The 18,530-nt window shown below is 64.1% G+C and carries 22 protein-coding genes; 15 read left to right on the forward strand and 7 right to left on the reverse strand.

The annotated features are described in order from the left end of the window. Nucleotides 1-719: 719 nt before the first annotated feature. Nucleotides 720-1,061: a hypothetical protein gene (locus GLA29479_RS11530; protein WP_057971665.1), complete on the reverse strand. Its 342-nt coding sequence runs from the start codon at nucleotides 1,059-1,061 to the stop codon at nucleotides 720-722. Nucleotides 1,062-1,282: 221 nt separating this feature from the next. Here GLA29479_RS11530 and GLA29479_RS25255 point away from each other — a divergent pair, with 221 nt between their 5' ends. The 4 genes from GLA29479_RS25255 (at nucleotide 1,283) to GLA29479_RS11545 (ending at nucleotide 4,560) form a co-directional block, all read left to right on the forward strand. Beyond that, a complete protein-coding gene (locus tag GLA29479_RS25255; RefSeq protein ID WP_169795648.1) occupies nucleotides 1,283-1,444 on the forward strand; it encodes a hypothetical protein in 162 nt (53 codons plus the stop codon). 116 nt (nucleotides 1,445-1,560) lie between these two features. After that, on the forward strand, nucleotides 1,561-2,325 hold the full coding sequence (locus GLA29479_RS11535; protein WP_211265056.1) for a hypothetical protein: 765 nt from the start codon (nucleotides 1,561-1,563) through the stop codon (nucleotides 2,323-2,325). 466 nt (nucleotides 2,326-2,791) lie between these two features. Then, on the forward strand, nucleotides 2,792-3,526 hold the full coding sequence (locus GLA29479_RS11540) for an SEL1-like repeat protein (protein WP_057971666.1): 735 nt from the start codon (nucleotides 2,792-2,794) through the stop codon (nucleotides 3,524-3,526). 23 nt (nucleotides 3,527-3,549) lie between these two features. Then, nucleotides 3,550-4,560, forward strand: coding sequence for a hypothetical protein (locus GLA29479_RS11545; RefSeq protein ID WP_144436474.1), 1,011 nt, complete (start codon nucleotides 3,550-3,552; stop codon nucleotides 4,558-4,560). A 283-nt stretch (nucleotides 4,561-4,843) separates the two neighbouring features. Here GLA29479_RS11545 and GLA29479_RS11550 read toward each other — a convergent pair whose 3' ends face one another. Further along, entirely contained in the window at nucleotides 4,844-5,641 is a 798-nt protein-coding gene (locus GLA29479_RS11550) for a LytR/AlgR family response regulator transcription factor (RefSeq protein ID WP_057973170.1), read from the reverse strand. A gap of 16 nt (nucleotides 5,642-5,657) precedes the next feature. Beyond that, nucleotides 5,658-6,740: a sensor histidine kinase gene (locus GLA29479_RS11555; RefSeq protein WP_057971668.1), complete on the reverse strand. Its 1,083-nt coding sequence runs from the start codon at nucleotides 6,738-6,740 to the stop codon at nucleotides 5,658-5,660. 199 nt (nucleotides 6,741-6,939) lie between these two features. Here GLA29479_RS11555 and GLA29479_RS11560 point away from each other — a divergent pair, with 199 nt between their 5' ends. Together GLA29479_RS11560 and GLA29479_RS11565 are read left to right on the forward strand one after the other, a co-directional pair. Continuing rightward, nucleotides 6,940-7,353, forward strand: a complete 414-nt coding sequence (locus GLA29479_RS11560; protein ID WP_425478918.1) for a nuclear transport factor 2 family protein — start codon at nucleotides 6,940-6,942, stop codon at nucleotides 7,351-7,353. Between the two features lie 51 nt (nucleotides 7,354-7,404). Then, entirely contained in the window at nucleotides 7,405-8,481 is a 1,077-nt protein-coding gene (locus GLA29479_RS11565; protein ID WP_082638567.1) for a TolB-like translocation protein, read from the forward strand. Between the two features lie 101 nt (nucleotides 8,482-8,582). Here GLA29479_RS11565 and GLA29479_RS11570 read toward each other — a convergent pair whose 3' ends face one another. Continuing rightward, nucleotides 8,583-9,062: a VOC family protein gene (locus GLA29479_RS11570; protein ID WP_057971670.1), complete on the reverse strand. Its 480-nt coding sequence runs from the start codon at nucleotides 9,060-9,062 to the stop codon at nucleotides 8,583-8,585. 374 nt (nucleotides 9,063-9,436) lie between these two features. Here GLA29479_RS11570 and GLA29479_RS11575 point away from each other — a divergent pair, with 374 nt between their 5' ends. The 6 genes from GLA29479_RS11575 to GLA29479_RS11600 all read left to right on the forward strand — a co-directional run bounded on the left by GLA29479_RS11575 (nucleotide 9,437) and on the right by GLA29479_RS11600 (nucleotide 12,554). Beyond that, complete coding sequence (locus tag GLA29479_RS11575) at nucleotides 9,437-9,745, forward strand: hypothetical protein (protein ID WP_057916480.1); 309 nt, start codon at nucleotides 9,437-9,439, stop codon at nucleotides 9,743-9,745. Between the two features lie 21 nt (nucleotides 9,746-9,766). Further along, nucleotides 9,767-10,063, forward strand: a complete 297-nt coding sequence (locus tag GLA29479_RS11580) for a hypothetical protein (protein ID WP_057916481.1) — start codon at nucleotides 9,767-9,769, stop codon at nucleotides 10,061-10,063. A gap of 67 nt (nucleotides 10,064-10,130) precedes the next feature. Beyond that, the gene (locus GLA29479_RS11585) at nucleotides 10,131-10,562 is read left to right on the forward strand and encodes a hypothetical protein (protein WP_057916482.1); all 432 of its coding nucleotides are present in this window, start codon (nucleotides 10,131-10,133) and stop codon (nucleotides 10,560-10,562) included. Continuing rightward, nucleotides 10,559-11,173, forward strand: coding sequence for a hypothetical protein (locus tag GLA29479_RS11590; protein WP_057971671.1), 615 nt, complete (start codon nucleotides 10,559-10,561; stop codon nucleotides 11,171-11,173). The genes GLA29479_RS11585 and GLA29479_RS11590 overlap by 4 nt, the downstream gene beginning before the upstream one ends. Before the next feature lie 182 nt (nucleotides 11,174-11,355). Next, complete coding sequence (locus tag GLA29479_RS11595) at nucleotides 11,356-11,826, forward strand: HAD family hydrolase (protein WP_057916484.1); 471 nt, start codon at nucleotides 11,356-11,358, stop codon at nucleotides 11,824-11,826. 347 nt (nucleotides 11,827-12,173) lie between these two features. After that, nucleotides 12,174-12,554 carry a VOC family protein gene (locus GLA29479_RS11600; protein ID WP_057971673.1) on the forward strand — a complete coding sequence of 127 codons (381 nt, stop codon included), beginning with the start codon at nucleotides 12,174-12,176 and terminating at the stop codon, nucleotides 12,552-12,554. 117 nt (nucleotides 12,555-12,671) lie between these two features. On the opposite strand, the gene GLA29479_RS11605 is transcribed toward GLA29479_RS11600, so the two are convergent. Next, complete coding sequence (locus GLA29479_RS11605; RefSeq protein WP_248842835.1) at nucleotides 12,672-13,616, reverse strand: alpha/beta hydrolase; 945 nt, start codon at nucleotides 13,614-13,616, stop codon at nucleotides 12,672-12,674. Between GLA29479_RS11605 and GLA29479_RS11610 the strand changes: the two genes are divergently transcribed. Further along, a complete protein-coding gene (locus GLA29479_RS11610; RefSeq protein ID WP_248842836.1) occupies nucleotides 13,617-15,080 on the forward strand; it encodes an HD domain-containing phosphohydrolase in 1,464 nt (487 codons plus the stop codon). A 92-nt stretch (nucleotides 15,081-15,172) separates the two neighbouring features. On the opposite strand, the gene GLA29479_RS11615 is transcribed toward GLA29479_RS11610, so the two are convergent. Beyond that, nucleotides 15,173-16,135, reverse strand: a complete 963-nt coding sequence (locus GLA29479_RS11615) for an NmrA family NAD(P)-binding protein (protein WP_211265057.1) — start codon at nucleotides 16,133-16,135, stop codon at nucleotides 15,173-15,175. 121 nt (nucleotides 16,136-16,256) lie between these two features. Beyond that, the gene (locus tag GLA29479_RS11620) at nucleotides 16,257-16,652 is read right to left on the reverse strand and encodes a nuclear transport factor 2 family protein (RefSeq protein WP_057916487.1); all 396 of its coding nucleotides are present in this window, start codon (nucleotides 16,650-16,652) and stop codon (nucleotides 16,257-16,259) included. A 375-nt stretch (nucleotides 16,653-17,027) separates the two neighbouring features. Here GLA29479_RS11620 and GLA29479_RS11625 point away from each other — a divergent pair, with 375 nt between their 5' ends. Together GLA29479_RS11625 and GLA29479_RS11630 are read left to right on the forward strand one after the other, a co-directional pair. Beyond that, nucleotides 17,028-17,537: a lipocalin-like domain-containing protein gene (locus tag GLA29479_RS11625; protein ID WP_057971675.1), complete on the forward strand. Its 510-nt coding sequence runs from the start codon at nucleotides 17,028-17,030 to the stop codon at nucleotides 17,535-17,537. Between the two features lie 281 nt (nucleotides 17,538-17,818). Next, nucleotides 17,819-18,448 carry an outer membrane beta-barrel protein gene (locus GLA29479_RS11630; RefSeq protein WP_057971676.1) on the forward strand — a complete coding sequence of 210 codons (630 nt, stop codon included), beginning with the start codon at nucleotides 17,819-17,821 and terminating at the stop codon, nucleotides 18,446-18,448. The last annotated feature ends 82 nt before the right edge of the window (nucleotides 18,449-18,530 follow it).

The raw sequence follows: 18,530 nt of genomic DNA on the forward strand, positions 1-18,530 counted from the left end.
CACGATTGGTCCACCCGGATCCGGCGCCGGTGGGCAACCCCTGTCCGGGGTGCACAGTCCGATCAAACGCCATGCGGCGCCGCGGCACTGATACAGGGAGCCGGGATCGTACGGATGATCGTACGCCACCTGGAATAGCTCGCCCTCCCGTTCCACGGTGCAGGCGTAGGTCGGTTCGGCTGCGACCGGCGCAGCCGAGCCCAGCACGCCGGCGAAAAGAGCGAGCGCGGCTCCTTTGGCAATCCATCTCTTCATGCGGTGTTCCTCCATTGAAAGCCGCCTCGCTTGATTCCTATCTGGGTTTGGGCAGTGGCTGCAAGCACGGCCCATCGCGACGACGCGAGCGCCCCGGAAGCGGCGGCGGCCTCCGGAATTCCTATTGAAACGACGCTAGCACAGGGCGGCTCGTCAGTCGGTGCGCAGGTGCCGGTACCGGTGGAGTTCGAGCATTGGGCTGTGCTTTCACCTGGGCGGCTGGATGAAGCGGCGTTGATCTGCAGCGGCGCGGCCTGGCCCTCGGGAAGGCTGGCCTGTGTCGTGCAATAAGAGCGGCCGGCCACTGGCCGCTCTCTACCCGATGCCCTGAGTCTTCGACATCCGGAACTGCACGATGTCCGCGCATTTCCGGGCGCCTCGATGCGGCCGTGAGCGAACGCAGCTGAGGCTTCTACGCAGCCTTGCCGTTAGCGGAAGCCGGAAGGCCGAACGCGCGGGGGCCGTCATGCATTCGGATCTTCCGGCCGGCGAAGATCGAACCGGCAGTGAAGACAGAAATCGGTTCGATAGTCGGTGTGAGCGCGATCGTCCGACGGGCCGGCCGCCACCCACTGATGTGGGATCTTCGCGCAGGACGGGCAACGGAACTGATCGGCTTTGCCGAGCCGCTTGACCGTTCGCACTCCCAAGATGATCAGGATGAGGGCCGAAGCGGATATCGTAGCGACAGCGACCGTGGTCGAGGGCGCAAAGAAGCCGAGGAGCCCGAAGGCGATGGCGCCACAGGAAAACAGCGGGGTGGTATCGGACGGCGCCCTCAGTCGGTTGTACTCGTCTAACGTCATGCTTCTAAGGCCCTGGGGCGTCGGCGATCTGATGGCCGAACGATAGCAGTTCGATGCCCTGGTTCGATTTTCGGGGGTGGTTCTCTGGCCGGCCGTCTAGACGGGCGATAGACTTCGCCTGCCCGGTGCGAGATGGCTCTCTCGTTGGGGCAAGACGAAGCCGCATCGCGGCTCGGCCATGGTCGGGCATCGGGCGAACTATCTCGACAGGAGGTTTGGATATGAGTCTCACTCTTCGCGACAAAGTCCTTGGGCATATCCGTGCCAACGGCGCACAGGTCCGCATCGTGTGTTTTCTGCTTTCGTTCTGGTTGGTGTGGGCGCAGGCGTCAAACATCAGCCGGTTCTTCGCTGGCTTCCTTGATGGCATGTCCGGACGCTAGCGTCTTGCTTGGGCGCCTTGCCCGACAATTATTCGAGCCGATGGCGCTTCGCCGGCCGCGGCGGTATCAAACGGCGTTTCGTCGCTTCGCTCGCTTGAGCTAGACAAGGGGAAACCATGCGTTACCTGATGTGTACGGCAGTACTGGTGTTGCTTGCTGTCGGTAGTGCGAAGGCGGAATCGATCGCGACGGACATCGTCGTCAGGGCGAAGGCACGGGACGGAAAGTTCATCGGCTCGTCGATCGGAGGCGCCTGGGTCCGCATCAAGGACGCGGACAGCGACAAAGTGCTGGCGGAGGGCTTGACCGAAGGCGGCACCGGCGACACCGAGACCATCATGAGTACGCCCCGAACGCGTTACGGCGCGATAGCGGGGAACGCAGCCGCATTCAAGGCCAGGCTGTTACTCGACAGGCCGGTGTTTGCGACCGTCGAAGTGCTGGCGCCTTACATCAAGAAGCAGGCCAGGACCGTATCGCAGACGCAACTCTGGCTCGTCCCCGGAAAGCCTGTGGTTGGCGACGGCTTGATCGTCGAAGTGCCGGGCATGATCGTCGACATACTGAGCCCGGGCACCCACCTGTACACGCCGCTCAGCCAAGCGCCTTACGAGCTCAAAGCGAACGTGGTCATGATGTGCGGCTGCATCCTGACCGAAGGCGGCACCTGGGACGGCAAGACTATGGAAGTGGCCGCGATCGTCGAGAAGGACGGCCGTCCCTATGAAACAATACCGCTGCATATGCAGGCAACGATGAATACCTTCCAGGCGCTGTTGAAGCCCGATGCCCCGGGGAACTATCACATCACCGTCTATGCCTACGACCCGAAGACCGGCAACACGGGTGTCGATCAAACCAGCTTCGTGGTGACGAAATAGGCGGACCGACCTGGTTCGCGCTGCGGATTGCATTGCGCGCTGCGTTCGCTGGCGACTCATCCAGCGACGCGCGACATCGTTGGCCGGTTCCGGTTCCGGTTCCGGTTCCGGTTCCGGTTGCGGTTGCGGTGTCGCGCGACAGACCCAAGCGCGCCATCGCGGCTCGCGGCTATGGCAAACTCGGTCGGCCATGCTGCCTGCGCCTTCGAGCGACGACCGTACGGCAAGCGAAACCGGTTGCGGGTGACGCCGCGGATTGCGAGAGGCCTGGATGGGTATGGAGCGACGCGCAAGGGATGGCTGGAGAGGCAAGGTCCTGATTGGAAGCTTGGTATCGCTCGTGGTCGGGGGGGCAGTCTGGTGGGGATTGGGTCGCGACCGGCTTACGGACGAGGAGCGCCGGTCGGCTCCGCAAGTAGCGGGGGCCGATGCATCGACACCGGATTCCTTACCTGCCGGGGCGCCGTTGCCCCAAGGCTCGTTTCTGGAGACCCACAAAGAGCTCGAAGTCCGCGCACGCGCAGGCGACGCGCGGGCGGCCTATCGCCTCGGCCAGATCATCAGCCGATGTCGTGAGTACCGGCCGATTCCCGGTGGCGCCTTTACCGAGATGTTGGCGCAAGCGATCGCCAAGGCCGGCAGCAGCATGAGCTTGGGCGGGCGCAGAATGGACGATCCGGACCTTCTGGATACCTTGCTGTACGGCAAAGACAGAATGGATGCGATCTGCGGCGAGGTAGGGGACTTGCCGGCCTCGGTGCGCAAGGGCGATGCGCGCGCCTGGTTCGAATTGGCCGCCGAAGGCGGCCATGCGAAAGCGATGGTCGACTATGCCGCTTTCGCGTTCGAGGAATTTCCCTCCGATGCGGACCTGCTGGACAACGCCGCGGAGGTGCTCGCACGACGTGAGCGGGCCCGTGGTTACCTGCGCCGTGCGTTCGAGGCGGGCGAGCCCGAGTCGCTGCTGGCCTTGGCCGCGAGCCATGGGCATAGAGCGTATCTGGGCCGCAACATGACCGACGCGCTCGCTTACTGGAAGGCGTATCGACGGACGGGCGAAGGCAGCCGGCTGCCGCAAGGGGTTGCGAGGATGATGGAAGCGCAATTGCTGGAGCATGCGAACCCCCAGCAGGTGCGCGATTCCGAGCGCCGCTCGCTCGAAATCCTGCAGGCATTTCAGCAAAGGAAGGCGCCGCTATGAAACGAGGGCTCGGATGGGGAGTGTTGACGTTGGCCCTGGGCGGCTTGGCCGCATGGTTTTATACCGGCCGAAACACGTCGACGCAGAGCGGCGCCACGACACAGGCCGTGATCGCCGAAGCGAAGACGTCCGAGAAGCGCGCAGTGCCGGCTGGGCAAGACGCCGCCGCCGCGCTTCGGCAACGTCTGTCGCAACTGCCGCAAGAATCGGCCGCGAATCGCGCCGCCAGCAAGCGTTTCCTGGAGCAGATATGGAGCAAGAATCCATACGGTAAGTGGTGGCTCCCGCCGCTCGACGAAGTCTATGCCGAGCTGCGCGCAGCGGCGGAACGGGGCGACGTCGAGGCCGCCTCCGTTTTGGGGGGCCGATCGGCCCAATGCCGCAAGACGGTGATGGAAAGCACGCCGGACAAATTGCTGGCCCAGCTGGAAGAGGAGATGGAGTCCCCGGTGGACGCCGAATATGCACAAGCGCGCATGGCAACCGTCCACGAACGATTCGCCCGGGAACTTGCGCAGTACGAAGCCTGTTCGCGGGTGGGCCAGGCCGCCCTGGACGAATCTTTGCTGTGGCTGGAGCGTGCCGGCCGGGGCGATGCGAAGGACGCCAGGCTCGCCTATGTGGCCACCTGGTCCGAACAGGCGGGTAGCGACCGCGATGGATTGATCGCCGACATCGAGCGCGCGGCGCAGCAGCGGACCTTGGCGCGCGAATGGCTGGCTCAAGGCCTGGCCGCCGGCGAGGACCGCGCTTTGGATATCTACATCGATGCGTACGCCAGGAGCGGCGCGTTATTCCCACGCGACCGAGTGCAGGAACTGGCGTATGGCTATGCCCGCGACCTGGTCCGGGGCCGCCGCGGTTCCGGGTTCGAGGCGCTGTGGGCGAATGGCCCGACTCGCTTCGGCGACCTGTCGTCGCAGCAATGGGACGCGATTGAGGCGCAAGGGCGGGCGATTTTCAAGGCTCACTACGAATCGCGCCCGGTGGGGCCGAAGGGTGCGCCGTCGCCGCCGTTGCGCAAGGCCGAGTAACCGCTGCAGGAGTGCGCCGGGACTGTCGATAACGGGCGCGGATAAGCTTGCCTTGTTTACGGTCGGCGGCGCGGCCGTTGCTGCGAAGGCGACAAGCAGGCTCGTTGCGAAGGCCGCCGAGGCCGAGCGGAACACGCTGGTTTTCATGGGCGGCGAGAACCCTCTCGATGAACGAGGCGGCGGAAGCGAGCGCTCGCTTCGGTCGTTGCCCGAATACCTGCGCTCGGTGCGAGGCCGCCGACCCGCAGCGGAGCTGGGCCTGGTCAGATCAGGTCAGGTCAGGTCAGGTCAGCAGCTTGATCTTGTCGCGATAACTGCGCGACAGCTTCAACTCGTGTCCGGAGTCGAGCAGAAGAAAATACTCGCCATTGAGGTGGGGGCGCATCTCCTTGACCCGGCCGAGGTTGACGATGGCCGAGCGGTGGATACGCGCGAATTTATGCGGATCGAGGCGTCGTTCCAGTTGCTGCATCGTGCCGCGCAGGACGTGGGTTTCGTCGTTGGCGTGGATGCACATGTAGTCGCCGGCTGCATCGATCCAGCGGACCGAGTCGGCGTCGATGCGCAGCAGACGATGGCCGTCCTTGATCGTCAGTTTGGAGCCGGCGCGCGGATCCTCGTCGCCCAATAGGCCGTCGACCTTCGATCGATGCGTTCCGGGCAGGGTCGCAATGAACTTGAGCAGGCGTTCGTAGTGATCCTCGGTCTTGCGCGCGGCCAGGCGCGAACGCGCGCGCTCGACCGACTCGTCCAGGCGCGCGTCGTCGACCGGCTTGAGCAGGTAGTCGAGCGCGCTCGCGGCGAACGCGGCGATGGCGTAGTGGTCGTAGGCGGTAACGAAAACCGTCAAAGGGATCTGCGCCGCCGGCAGCATGCGCAACAGCTCGAAGCCGTCGATCCCTGGCATTTGCACGTCGAGGAACATCAACTGCGGACGCAGGGCGGAAATGGCGTGGAAAGCTTCGCGGCCATTGCCGGCTTCGCCGACGATTTCGATATCCTCGTGGCGGCCCAGCCGCAGTTCCAGGCCTCGCCGCGCCAAGGCTTCGTCGTCGACGATCAATGTGCGGATCTTTTTCATCTCGGGCCTCTTCACCTCAGGCCTTCCGCGCGGTTGCGAACGGCAGCCGGATATGCACGTCCACGCCGCCAGACTCGCGGTTGCGGATGTTCAGCTGCTGGCGCTCGCCGTACAGTATGCGCAGGCGCTCGCGGGTATTGGCCAGGCCAACGGGGGCATGCCCGTCGGCCGTCGGCTCGGCTTCGGCGAAGCCGGGGCCGTCGTCGCGCAGATGCAGATCGAGCATGTCGCCGTCGAGCCGCCCGATGAGTTCGATGCATCCGCCTTCTTCTCGCTTGGACACCGCGTACTTGATCGCATTCTCGATCAGCGGCTGCAGGATCAGACTCGGTACCAGCGCATCGCGCGCCGCAGGTTCGATGTCCACGATCATCTGCAGGCGATCGCCGAAACGCACCTGTTCGATGCCCAGGTAAAGATTGAGCGCTTCGACCTCCTGCGCCAGCGCGACCGGCTGCTCGGGGTCGGAATCGAGCGAGCGACGCAGGAACGCCGACAGGCTTGCGACCATGCGGTAGGCCGTGTCCCGTTTGTCGTCGAGGACCAAGGTGGAGATGGCGTTGAGCGTGTTGAAGAGAAAGTGCGGATTGAGCTGGTAGCGCAGCATCTTGATCTGCGCGGCGTGCGCGGCGTTCTGCGCGCGCAGCGCCGCCTCTTTCTGCTGCTGCAACTGCAGCGCGAACTTGATTCCGAAGTACAGCCCGCTCCACGACAACAGGATGTAGAGCGTCGAAGTGAAGTACCACAGATAGCCGAAAATGCTGCGGATCCGGCAATCGTCGCAGTAGCTGAAGGCGATGGTCACGTAAAGCTTCATCTGCACCAGCGTGGCCAGCACGAGCAGCGCGATCGCGGCGGCGGTCATCTGCGGCACCGACAGGCCCCATAGGCGCCGATAGCCCAGGCGCAGCAGGCTGGTGACGGCGAAGCCGCAGGCGGCTACGGAAAGCGAGACGGAGACATAGTGCAGCGGCTTGCCGTCGCCCATCGCGGTGGTGAAGTGGAGGATGAAATAGCCGAACCAGCCGATGCTCTGCAAGGGCCAGAACAGACGCTTCGAGGCTGCCGACATCGAATCGGTCAAGACGATGGAACTCATATGGAGATTCTTCATGGCAGGCGGCCACTATGAATTACTCGCTACCCACTGTGAAGACGATTCCTTGGGCTCAACGCCTCGTCGCATCTCAGCCACGGTCTGCCGCACGATCTGCAGACTTCCGCTTCCGGGTCCTGCCTAATGAGCGGATCGATCCGACTCGGCGACAAAGATAACTATGCTGACATTCTCCTTGATCATGGCGGCGGCAGGCGCGGCGGCCCCAGCCCCGGCGAACGTCGATCCGGCGACGGTCGCCGCCATCGAGGCGACCTGCTTCGATTATGTGGACGGTCAGCTCGAGGCGGCCCCGGACCGCGTCGCGCGCGCATTGCACCCGGACCTGGCCAAGCGCGCGGTGATCGGGGACACGCCTTACGAGCGGCTCGGCTTGCGGCGCATGTCCAAGGAAGAACTGGTGGCGCTGACCAAGCAGGGGGCGCTGAAGACGTCGAAGGAACAGTGGGACCGCAGCTGCCGCGTGCTCGACGTGGTCGGCAATGCCGCGTCGGTGCGCCTGGAAACCCCGTGGTTCGTCGACTATTTCCACATGGGGAAATTCGACGGCAAATGGATCATCGTCAATGCCTTGTGGTACAGCAAGCCGAAGTGAGTCGCGCGTCGTCGATAAGGCCGTGGTCGCGAAATCCATACGGGGTATGTAATGAGACGTGTTGTCCTGGTGGCGCTCTGCGTGCTGGCGCCGGCTTGCACGCCGATGAATCCTGCCGAGCCAGCGGCAGCCTCGCTCAAGCCACCGGTGTCCGTGCAGACGCCGGGTGCCGCGCTTGGCGGCGAGCGCCAGTTGGCTTCGCCGCAAGCCGATGCCGCACGACTGCTGGGTGCTGGCTGGTTGTCGGGCACGCGCAACGATTACAACCTCAGCACCGATTCCGGGCAGCACGCGATGGTGTTCGCACGTTCGGCGGCGAACTTCAAGGACAGCCGGATCTGGTTTGTACGACGGGACGGAAGCGGTTGGGGCGAGGCTGCCGAGGCGTCATTCACCGATCCGCGCTATCGCGACTCCGATCCCTGGTTGGCGCCTGACGGCCGAACGCTCTATTTCGTTTCCAACCGTCCGCTCAGCGGCGAGGCGCCGAGCTCCAGCCTGGATATCTGGCGCGTCGGCCTGGAGGACGGGCGTTTCGGTGTGCCCGAGCACCTCGATGCGCTGGCCAGCGATGGCGAGGAACTCGGTCCGGAATTGCACGATGGTTGGTTGTACTTCAACAGCTCGCGCAAGGGCGGGCCGGCGAAACTGGCGATCTACCGGGCGCGCGTGAACGGTGGTGGCTTCGATGCGCCGCAGCCATTGGGCGCGCCGTTCAACGACGGCGCGATTCAAGGCGACTTCACCCTCTCGTCGGATGGCGGTCTGGCCGTATTCTGGAGCCAGCGCAGCGGCTCCCCGGATGCGAATCTGTTCGCCGCCTGTCGAACGGACGACGGCTGGTCGGCGGCGGTGCGCTTGCCGCCACCGATCAACGCAGCCGGCATGGACTTCACCCCGTCCCTCACCGCCGACGGCAAGGAATTGCGTTTCGCCAGCATGCGCACCTCGGCGCACGCCGACGATGCCGCTCAGGTGTTGAACGGGCAAGCGAATATCTATGTGGTCCCGACGGCATTGGTGACTCAGGCACTCGCCGGAGAGCGGAGCAAGGGCGGCTGCAGCCCCACGGTCGCGCGCGAATCTTCCGCAGCAGTACGGCCTATCGGGGCAGGAGACCGGTCATGAGCAGCGCATTACCGGATCGGTTTCGACCCGGTGCCGTCGTTGCCGCCAACGCAAGCGAGCCCCGGGGCCGCCACCGCGAGGCCAGCTTACTTTGTGCTGCCTCAGCCGCGCCGAGCCGCCTCGATCGTCGCGATGTCGATCTTGGTCATCTCCATCATCGCGTCGAAGGCGCGCTTGGCGGCGGCCGGGTCGGGATCGGTGATCGCCGCGGTCAGGGCGCGCGGCGTGATCTGCCACGACAGCCCCCACTTGTCCTTGCACCAACCGCAAGCGCTGGTCTGGCCGCCGTTGTCGACGATCGCGTTCCATAGACGGTCCGTCTCGGCTTGGTCGTCGGTCGCCACCTGAAACGAGAAGGCCTCGTTGTGCTTGAAGGCCGGCCCGCCGTTCAAGCCGAGACAGGGGATGCCCAGCACCGTGAATTCGACGGTCAGGACATCGCCCTGTCTACCCGAGGGAAAGTCGCCGGGCGCGTGATGCACGGCCCCGACCGCGCTGTCGGGAAACGTCTCGGCATAGAACTTCGCGGCGTCCAGTGCGGTGCCGTCGTACCACAGGCAGATCGTGTTTTTGCTGACCATTCCGATTCTCCTCGTTCAGTGGCGCGCATCGGGTTGCGCGGGAAGTCGAGCTGCGTCGTTGTCTTGCCGGCCAGGGGTGCACGGGATCGTCGCGCGGCGCCGATTCCATGGAATCGAATCTGCGCTGCGCCGGGCTCAGGGGCGATGCGCACTTCTGGGGACCGGGCAGGGTACGGCCCGGGCGGCCGTTCGAGGATCCTACTCTTGTGGGGCGCGTTGGTCGGGCGCCAATGATCGATCCGGGGATATTCCGCTGTTCTGAAGCGTTCGTTAAAAAAGCATGGAGTCGTTGCGTCGGCCCTCCGAGGCACTAGCATGAGCGCCTCGTTTGCTTGTCTTTTTCATTGCCCTGTCGCCCTTCAAGGAGGAATGCGATGAAGCTTTATCACCGGATCAGTGTCGTCATCAGTCTGCTATGCCTGGGGACTTGGGTTTACGCCCACCTGGGCTATCGCTCGCCCGGGGCTCACGACGGCCAGGGCCCCGATCCCCTCGGCGTGATGCTGTACCTCGCGGCGTGGGTGGTGGGCGGCTTGCTGCTGCATTCGACCCTGGTCTCGACGTGGTTGGCGACCAGCAAGCGCAACGCTGAGCGGGTGCGCGAAGGCGGTCGCGGCTTGTGGCTCCAGGCGGCAGGGTGGGCGGTGCTGGCGTTCTGCGTCTGGCCTTGGTTGTCGCTGTAAGTCCCGCTCCAGGCTCTGACCATGCGTGCCAAGACAGCATTCTCCACCGCCTTCCTTGCGACGATCTTCATCGCGTTCCTGGCCAATGCGGTTCCCTATCTCCTCACTCGTCAGGCCTATCAACGCGATGGCCAGGAAGTGGCCGGCTTTCCTTTTCTGTTCCGCAAGGTCGGAGGGGACTGCGGCGTATCGGTCTGCGACAGCTACGGCTTTCATCCCGCTCATTTCGCTGCCGACGCGGGACTTGCGCTGGCCTGCGCTACGCTTGCCGGCTACATTGCGCTGCGATGGGTCGAGCGCGTCCAGGCTGGGGCCTAGCGATTCATTCGAGCCGCAGCCGTTCCGCTGTTGGCTTTAACCTGGCGTTGGGGGCGCCGAAAACCGCATGGCCAAGCTCAAGATCACCTCCGTGCCCCCGGGCGAAGCGCCGGATTGGGTGCGGCAGCATTGGGTGGGGCTCGCTTTGCCGCTGCCCGACGGTTGCGAAGCGCCGGTGACGCTGCCCACCTTCGGGGTGCTTAGCACTCCCAAGACTCGGATCGGCCAGTACCTGGCTCGCTTCTTCGGCCGGGCCCGCACCGAGACCGGATACTTGGTCGAGTCTCTCCCCGCGTTCGACTTGCTCGCTCAATCCAGTCGGGAAGCCGCCGACTGGTGGCGCGCCCATACGCCCGAGCTGGCCCAACCCGGGCAGTATTTGTTGTTCCAAGTCGGCGTCGGCCATGTGCAACCGTCGGATGCGTCCGAGCGATTCGCTCAAGCCGAAGTCGGTTCGGAGCCCGGCTCGAACCAAGTCCAGGCTGCTCATCGCCCATGACCTGGTACGCAGACGAAATCGTCCTTCGCGCCAGTGACGAGGCTTTGGAATCGGTCGCTGCCTCGCCGTGGTTGGCGCCGTTCGCCTATCACATCCGCTCACTCGCTGGGCACGTATGGCATCGGAAGGAGCTTCGGCACGGCCTTCCCGATGGTGGGTTGCTTGTCATCCGTCCTGTGTGCGGCAAGTCATCGCACTGGAGCGACTGGCACCACACCGAGGTACTCGACTGGACCGGGCTGCCATGTGAGTCGGCCGCCGAAGAGCTGCTGGATACGGAAGTTACACAGTGCCTGTCGGAGTATCTTGACGAAGAGTCGGTGCCGCCCTTGCAGCTGCGCAGGGCCGTCGCGACGCTTGCGGCCGGGCTGCGACAACCGGTTTTCTACTACGGATGTGCGATGTGGGGCGGCGACATCGAACACGAGTATTCCCTCGTGTATGGGCCTGAGGAATCGATCGTGCTCACAAACACCATCCCTCACATCGTAGAGCCGCCCGTCGACGCGCTCCGCGCCGGACTCCATAGCATCGGTCTGGAGCTGCCGACCGGATACTTCGCGCCGCATACCAGGAGCTTTCCGTGGCAGGCGCACAAACTCCGGCAATAAGGTCCGATAGATCGTTCGGCTCGAAGCCGCTTCGCGAGCGGTCAGTCGACGTAAAGCCCTTGGCGGACGACTTCATGGCAATCGCGGTTAGACCAACCCATCTCTGCTGTGGTCTGCAGCAATAACATGCGCATTACGGTAGGCTCGCCCCAGGCCTCGGCAGGACCCAGACGGGACTTAAGATGCGAATCGCTTTCGACATGGATGGCACCTTGACGCCGTTGGGTAAAGCGCAATTCCCTTCGGCGGTGCTGAGGTTCCCGATGAACTTGTTCTTTCGGGAGCCGTTGCGAGAAGGCGCTATCGAGTTGATGCGCGAGTTACAAGCCGATGGTCATGAACTATGGATCTATACCTCTTCGCTTAGGTCGAAAGCCTACCTTCACCTTTGGCTGTTCTTCGCAGGTATCCGTTTGGGCGGCGTGGTCAATGGAGTTTCTCATTCAAGCGCTTTGCGCGGGAAACCCTTAGCCCCATCCAAATTTCCTCCGGCTTTCGGCATAGACCTGCTTGTCGATGATTCCGAGGGGGTGATGCTGGAGGGCGAGATGCACGGGTTCTGCGTTCTTGTTGTTGACTCCGGGGATCCGCACTGGGCCTGTAAGGTAAAGGCGGCCTGCCAAGTCCCGACTGGTGATTCAATCAAGGCATAGCCGTTTGGTGGCTTGCCCGAAGCGTTTATCCTGTTTCGGTTTCTTCATTGCCTGCGAGTGGGGCCATATTCAGTGCGCTTTCCTTGCTTATTGGCATGATTGCTCTGGTCAGGATTCTGGCCTTGGTCGTGTGTAACCCGGCGTTTTATAATCCGCCTTCGTTCCAGAAAGGCCTAGCCAGAATCGTTCCTGCGCTGACAGAAGGGTTTTCGATATGGCGCATAGGCTATAGGTCGCGGGCGGGGTCTTGGCCATTGGGCTTTAGGGGCGAGCGGGTCTGATGATTAACTCGAGCCGGGCCGCTTCGAGGTTCGGCTTAATCAATCCTCGAATCGCAGGAGCATCCTATGAAACGCACCTGGACCATCATCGGCGTCGCCGACGTCGCTCGCAGCTTCGGCTGGTATCAATCCTTGTTCGGTCAGGCCAAAACCGCGCCCGCGCACGATTTCTTCGGGCAAATCCTGGATACGGATGGAACCGTGTTGATCTGCTTCCATCAATGGGGCGCGCACGACCATCCGTCCCTGGCCAGTCCCGAGCACGCCCAGCCCGGTAACGGCCTGCTGTTGTTTTTCCGTGTCGATGATTTCGAGCAGGCCTTGGCCCGGGCACGCACGCTCGTGACGAAGCTGGAGGAAGAGCCTGGTTTCAATCCCAGCACCGGGACGCAGGAATTCGCGCTGCGCGACCCCGACGGCTATTACGTTATGGTCAGCGAGCTCTGAGGAAGTGCCGCCTCCCGGTCGTCCTCGGTGGCAACTTCAAATTCATCTGGAATGGTCCGCCGGCAGTTTGCGATGGATGCGGAGCGCTCCATCCGAGCGCCCCGCGCCATCGCGCGATTACTTGTTCCCGCGCGCGGCTTGTTGAATGATCTTCGCGACCGCTTCCGGCTTGGAGACGTAGATCGCATGGCTGCCCGCTGTCTCGACCACGGTGGCGCCCGCGCGCTTGGCCATCATTTGCTGAGCCGGGGGCGGAATCATGCGATCGTCGGTCGCGACCAAGTACCAGCTCGGCTTCGACTTCCATGCCGGTACGGTGACCGCGCCGCCCAACGCACCGACGCCCCACGGCACCTGCGAAGCCGCCATAAACTCCGCTTCTTCGGCCGAAACGTCGCCGGCGAACGAGGCGGCGAACTTCTCGCGGTCGAGGAACAGGAAGCCATCCTGCGGCGGCAGAATCGGCGGGACCGCCGCGCCCGGGGGCGGGTTGGCGATCAAGGTCTGCACCGACTCGCCCTGGTCGGGAGCGAAGGCGGCGATGTAGACGAGGCGCTGCACCTTGGGGTCCATGCCGGCTTCCGAGATCACCACGCCGCCGTAGGAGTGGCCGACCAGAACGACCGACCCGTCCTGCTGTGCGATGGCGCGCTTGGTGAAGGCGACATCGTCGGCGAGCGACGTGGTCGGGTTCTGGACGATGGTGACGCGGTAGCCATCCTTCTTCAGCAGGTCGTGGACTTTTTGCCAGCCGGATCCGTCGACGAAACCGCCGTGCACGAGCACGACGTTCTTCACTTCCTGAGGGGCGTTCTTGGCCGAGGCGGCGTCGGCCGTCGAGGCGAGGGACAGGGCGGCGGTCGTAGCGAGGGCGAGAGTCTTGAGGTTCATGATGGTTCTCCAGAGGGTAGGGACCTGCATCACTTGGGAGGCGGATGGGTCGGCCCATCCGTGAGACATAGCTTGCGCGGCCGGTTCTAGACGCACCATCGGTTGAATGACCGAGGCCGGAGCGAGGGCGGCGGCATTAGACTTCCCGCCTCTGCACAGGGATCTGTTCAAGTGGACCTCGCTTCCGTAGCCCTGCTGGATGTCATGCGCTCGCTCGCATTCGTGGGCGATCTGTCGATGGGGCAGCCCACCGACCACTCGCCGCGAGCCGCTTGGATGGCAGGGGAGCTGGCGAGGGCCAGCGGCGCCGATGACGCCGCCTGCGCGCAGGCTTCGGCCGTCGCGCTGTTGCGCTGGTCGGGCTGCACCGCCAACGCGCCCGAATTCGCGCAGTTGTTCGGCGACGACGTCGGCGGGCGGAAAGCATTGCTCGCCACTCCATCCTCCGGCAGTGGGTTTCGGGCCGGTACGCGCAAAAAGGGATCTGCGTTCCTCTCGTTGTCGCGCATCCATTGCGAGGTCTCCGGAGACATTGCGTCACAGCTGGGTTTGGACGACGCGACCCAGTTCGCACTTCGCCACTTGTTCGAAAGCTACGACGGCTCGGGCGCTCCGGATGGGCTGCAGGGTGCGCAGGTCCCGCAATCGGTCTATATGGCTTCGCTGGCGGGCGACCTCGATATCTTCAATCGGCTGTATGGCCTGGAGCAGGCATGCAAGCTCGTCGGTCAACGCGCGGACGTTCTCTATCCTGGTCACTTGGCCAAGCTGCTCGTGGCTCAAGCTTCGCAATGGCTGGCAGCGCTCGACGACGACCCTGCGTTGTCGGGCCGATGCTCGTTAGCCAAGTCGTTCTCGGAGCGCTTTACGCCCTTGGAGATACTCGCGCATGTCGTCGACCTGAAGTTGCCTTGGATGACTGGCTACTCCTTGCAAGTCGCGCAACTGGCGCGCAATGCAGCGTCGGGGCTCGGCCTGGATTCGGCCAGTCAGCAAAAGGTCTATCGCGCGGGGCTAATCCACGGAATGGGACGCGCCGCGGTTCCGAACATGATCTGGGATACGCCCGGGAGGCTCGCCGAATCGGCCTGGGAACGAGTCCGGCTGGTTCCGTACTGGACCAACCGCGCGGCGCGACAGATAGGTTCCTTGGCAAGCGAAGCGGAGATCGCTTCGTATGCCTATGAACGACAAGATGGGTCCGGCTATTACCGAGAGTTCAAGACGGAGATGATTCCGATCGAGGGCCGGATCCTCGCGGCCGCGGCTGCGTGGGTGGCGCTACGTTGTCCGCGCCCATGGCGCGACGCGTTCGCAGAGGACGCGGCAACCGCCGTTCTGTTGGCCGATGCTACCGCAGGACGCTACGACCCCGATGTCGTTGAAGCCCTTATGGACAGGCGGCGACCTGCGGCGATTCGACCGCCGGTGGCGCTGTCGTCGGGTCTCCTCACGGATCGCGAACGCGATGTGCTGCGCTGGATCAGCCTTGGGGCGAGCAACAAGGTCGTGGCTCAGAAGCTGGCGATCAGTCCCAGCACCGTGCGCACTCACGTGGAGAACGCGTTCCGCAAGCTGGAATGCTCGACGCGCGCGGCAGCGACATTGAAGGCGACGCAACTGGGCTTGTTGTAATGCCTGGCCCGGCGAAACAGCACTCGCGATGGGCCCGAAGCAAAGCCGACGGCGTTCGGCGATCGGTCCGGACCGACAAAAAACGCTGGTCGCTAGTCGTCCTGCCTGGCCACCAGGTCGCTGATGTAGTCGTCGAGCGTCGTCGTGCCCCGCAGCGGGTCGTCGGATAGGTCGAAGCCGTCGTCGATGCTGACGGCGGTCATTCGCGCATAGGAATCGGCAGCGGCTTCGGAAAAGCCGAGGCCCAGGAAGGCCTGCTTCCACTGGTCGCGCGGCGTGACCTTCACCTTTACCGGCTGGCCGAGCGCTTTCGAGAAGGCCTCGGCGACATCGTTCGAGGAATACAGGCGTGGGCCTTCCACGTAACGCACGCCGGTGTCGTCCAGTGGCGACAACAGCCTCGCCGCGGCCGCTTCGCCCAAGTCGCGCGGTGCGACCATCGGAAGGGCGAGATCGGCCGGAAACAGGGTGGACAGCTCGCCGGTGCTGCGGATGGCATCGAGCTGCCCGTCCCAGTTGCTCATGTAGTAAGCCGCACGGTTGATGGCGGCGGGAATCGGTCCGCCGCGCAGGCCTTGTTCGAGTTCCCACAAGACATTGAGGTCGCCGATGCGCTCGCCGGGCTGCGCGCCGCCGGTGGATTCGGCGACCACTTTCTCCAGCCGCGAGCCATCGAGCGCGGCGAGAATATTGGCGACCGTGCGCCGTTCGACCGCATCGGTATCGGTGCTCGTGTCCGCGGGTGGGTTGAGCAGGAAAGCGCGGCGCCCGAGGCGCAGCGCCGCGCGCAAGGACGCCACGTCCTCTACGTCCGCCTCGGCGATCCCGGCGCCCTTCGCGCGCCACTCATCGGCACGCGCGGCAGAGCGGGTCACGATGGTGACCGATTCTCCGCGTGCGAGCAGGCAGTCGGCCGTGGCCGACCCTGCATGTCCGGTACCGCCCATGATGACGTACACGCGGCGTTCCTCCCTGGCGCCTGCGCGCCGATGATTGCGGCGGCCTGCCTGCGGTCGCCGGGGATGAGATCTCAGAGCCGGATCGCGCAGTCGCAATGGCCTTCTCCAGGCGCGCGCTCGTGCCTGGAGATTCCGGCCGACCGGGCGGCCGCATGGCCTGGATGAAGATTGCTTGCCGACGATGCGGCCGCAAGCCGAAGCGGTCAGCGCTTCTTCGTCAGTGCTTCTTCGAATCCGCCGGACTTTCCGTGTGCATCACGCAACGCCACTGATCGCCCACCTTGACCCAGGTCGAGGTGTCGTAGACGTCCATCTCCGTGGTCTTGCCTTCCATCGCCACCTTCTGCAACACGCGATAGCTGGCGACGGCCACATCGTCCGTCGGCAGCAGGACGTCCATCGCGGATATCTTGTAGTCGAGCAGCTTGACTCGGTCGTCGTTCGCCATCTTGGTGTAGGTGGCATGGTCGAACTTGTGCGCACCATGTCCGCTGACCATGAGGGCGGGCTCGGTCAGCATTTCGGTGGCCACTTGCGGCGATCCCTCCAGTATCGACTGCCAGAACGCTTTTTCCAGTCGCTCGATCTCGCCTTTCTGTTTCGTCGTGCTCATGGCATTGCTCCCTAGTCGGGCCAGGAGTGCACAGGGATAAGTGCGAACGCGTTATCCCGTCGTGAGAGGGATGCGGTCGTCGTATAACAATTCGTTCCAACCGCATTGCGGCTTGCTGGCTGCGAACAATGAATGCGCCGCTCCGGGCGCCGCCAAACCCGAGGGTCGTCACGTTTCTGGCCGGCTTATGGCGCAGGACGGTGCGAGCGGTGTGGTGCGAACGTCGCTATTGCAGCCAGGCCGAGTCGCTGCACGGCCTATCATGCGCCAGGCATGACGGATGGAACTGGTGTTGCGGCTTGGGCATGCGGATCTTCGGATGAACCCGGGCGGGCGACCTGCCGCAGCCTTCGACGTCCAGCAGAGGAGATCCTGATGAAAACCGGTATTTTATTTCTGGCCTTGACCGGCCTGTCGATCGGCTGCGCCGTCGCAGCGCCGCCGGCCGCCAAGGGCGAGGCGGAACCCTTGCGTTCCCGGCTCGTGGGTACCTGGCAAGTCATGGAGGTGGTCGACACCGACCCCGCCGGAAAGATTCAGCATCCTTATGGCGAGCGCCCCACGGGATACATCGTCTACGACCCGACCGGTCATCTGCATGTGCAGCTCATGCGGACGCCGGCGACGCCGCCGTTCGCCGAGGGCGATCAGAAGGGCAGCGAGCGGGAAGTCCGGGCCGCTTACGACGGCTATGTGGCCTACTTCGGCACCTACCGGGTCGATGAAGCGCAGAGCAAGGTGATTCATGAGGTGCAGGGCAGCCTGATGCCGAGCTACACCGGCACCGACCAACCCCGTCCATTCAAGCTCAGCGGGGATGAGCTGATCATCGAAGGGAAAACCCAGGAAGGCGGTTTCTACCGGCGGTTCCGCAGAGTCAAGTAAGTCGCAGGCCCGGTCGGCTCTGTCGCCATCCCTGCAGCGAATGCGGGCTTCGCGCCGAGTCGTGCATGCCGATTCGTGATTGCCTGCGCGCTTTGCCGACGGCGCCGGCATTCGATGGGGTAGGGGGCATGGGCAAGGCCGGTCCCGGTTGCCAAAGCCGTGCGCACGGGGCAACGTATGCGCTGTTTGCTTCCGCATCGATCCTGCATCGACGCAGCGCACTCCCCTCCACTGTCAAGAAGTAAAGCGTAGTAAGCACCATGAAAAATCACTGTTTTGCAATGCTCCTCGCGGCAGCGGCACTGTCTCCGGTCACGGCGCTTGCCGCATCGCGCAGCTACACCTATCTGGATGCGGGCTATGGAAAGCAGACGATCGAGTCGGCCGACTCCGATCCCTTGCTGCGCCTGGGCGATATCGATGCCGACGGCGGCTATGTCGGCGGCTCGGTCGAGCTGGGGCGCGGGATGTTTCTGACCGGCGCCTTCCACCGGGGCAATGGCGATGTCGACGTGAGCTCCGGATCGCAGGTGCTGACCCGCTTGGACGTGGACGTGCAGCAAGTCGCGCTCGGCCTGGGCTACCACTACGAGATCAACGAGCGCCTCGATTGGACCGCGGAGCTGGGTTATCTCAACGCCCGCTTCGAGTACGAGAACCGCGCCCTGGCGTTCACCGAGAAACAGGATGGCGACGATGCCCGCGCATCGGTCGGCCTGCGCGGCAACCTGAGCGAACGCCTGGAGGCCTGGGGCAAGCTCAGGTACACCGACGGCGATACCTACGACGGCGAGGTCAGCGGCGCGGTAGGCGCTTTGCTGAAGTTCAACGAGCTGTGGGGCTTGACCGCCGAAGCCGGGGCGGGCGCGGGCAATCGCCAGTACACGCTCGGGGTTCGCGCTTCTTTCTGAGCCAGGCCTTCAATGCTGGACGAGTATCCAAGCGGTGCCCCAGCTGTCTTGGCCTATTCAGGAAGCAGCGGGCCAGTCTTGC

This window comes from Lysobacter antibioticus (assembly GCF_001442535.1).
Lineage (GTDB): Bacteria > Pseudomonadota > Gammaproteobacteria > Xanthomonadales > Xanthomonadaceae > Lysobacter > Lysobacter antibioticus.

Excerpts from the sequence above, each read along its gene's own strand:
- GLA29479_RS11565 (WP_082638567.1), top strand. The coding sequence starts at position 7,405 with ATGAGACGTGTTGTCCTGGTGGCGCTCTGCGTGCTGGCGCCGGCTTGC.
- GLA29479_RS11625 (WP_057971675.1), top strand. The coding sequence starts at position 17,028 with ATGAAAACCGGTATTTTATTTCTGGCCTTGACCGGCCTGTCGATCGGC.
- GLA29479_RS11555 (WP_057971668.1), bottom strand. The coding sequence starts at position 6,740 with ATGAGTTCCATCGTCTTGACCGATTCGATGTCGGCAGCCTCGAAGCGT.
- GLA29479_RS11535 (WP_211265056.1), top strand. The coding sequence starts at position 1,561 with ATGCGTTACCTGATGTGTACGGCAGTACTGGTGTTGCTTGCTGTCGGT.
- GLA29479_RS11550 (WP_057973170.1), bottom strand. The coding sequence starts at position 5,641 with ATGAAAAAGATCCGCACATTGATCGTCGACGACGAAGCCTTGGCGCGG.
- GLA29479_RS11575 (WP_057916480.1), top strand. The coding sequence starts at position 9,437 with ATGAAGCTTTATCACCGGATCAGTGTCGTCATCAGTCTGCTATGCCTG.
- GLA29479_RS11560 (WP_425478918.1), top strand. The coding sequence starts at position 6,940 with ATGGCGGCGGCAGGCGCGGCGGCCCCAGCCCCGGCGAACGTCGATCCG.
- GLA29479_RS11570 (WP_057971670.1), bottom strand. The coding sequence starts at position 9,062 with ATGGTCAGCAAAAACACGATCTGCCTGTGGTACGACGGCACCGCACTG.
- GLA29479_RS25255 (WP_169795648.1), top strand. The coding sequence starts at position 1,283 with ATGAGTCTCACTCTTCGCGACAAAGTCCTTGGGCATATCCGTGCCAAC.
- GLA29479_RS11620 (WP_057916487.1), bottom strand. The coding sequence starts at position 16,652 with ATGAGCACGACGAAACAGAAAGGCGAGATCGAGCGACTGGAAAAAGCG.
- GLA29479_RS11595 (WP_057916484.1), top strand. The coding sequence starts at position 11,356 with ATGCGAATCGCTTTCGACATGGATGGCACCTTGACGCCGTTGGGTAAA.
- GLA29479_RS11530 (WP_057971665.1), bottom strand. The coding sequence starts at position 1,061 with ATGACGTTAGACGAGTACAACCGACTGAGGGCGCCGTCCGATACCACC.
- GLA29479_RS11590 (WP_057971671.1), top strand. The coding sequence starts at position 10,559 with ATGACCTGGTACGCAGACGAAATCGTCCTTCGCGCCAGTGACGAGGCT.
- GLA29479_RS11580 (WP_057916481.1), top strand. The coding sequence starts at position 9,767 with ATGCGTGCCAAGACAGCATTCTCCACCGCCTTCCTTGCGACGATCTTC.
- GLA29479_RS11630 (WP_057971676.1), top strand. The coding sequence starts at position 17,819 with ATGCTCCTCGCGGCAGCGGCACTGTCTCCGGTCACGGCGCTTGCCGCA.
- GLA29479_RS11585 (WP_057916482.1), top strand. The coding sequence starts at position 10,131 with ATGGCCAAGCTCAAGATCACCTCCGTGCCCCCGGGCGAAGCGCCGGAT.
- GLA29479_RS11600 (WP_057971673.1), top strand. The coding sequence starts at position 12,174 with ATGAAACGCACCTGGACCATCATCGGCGTCGCCGACGTCGCTCGCAGC.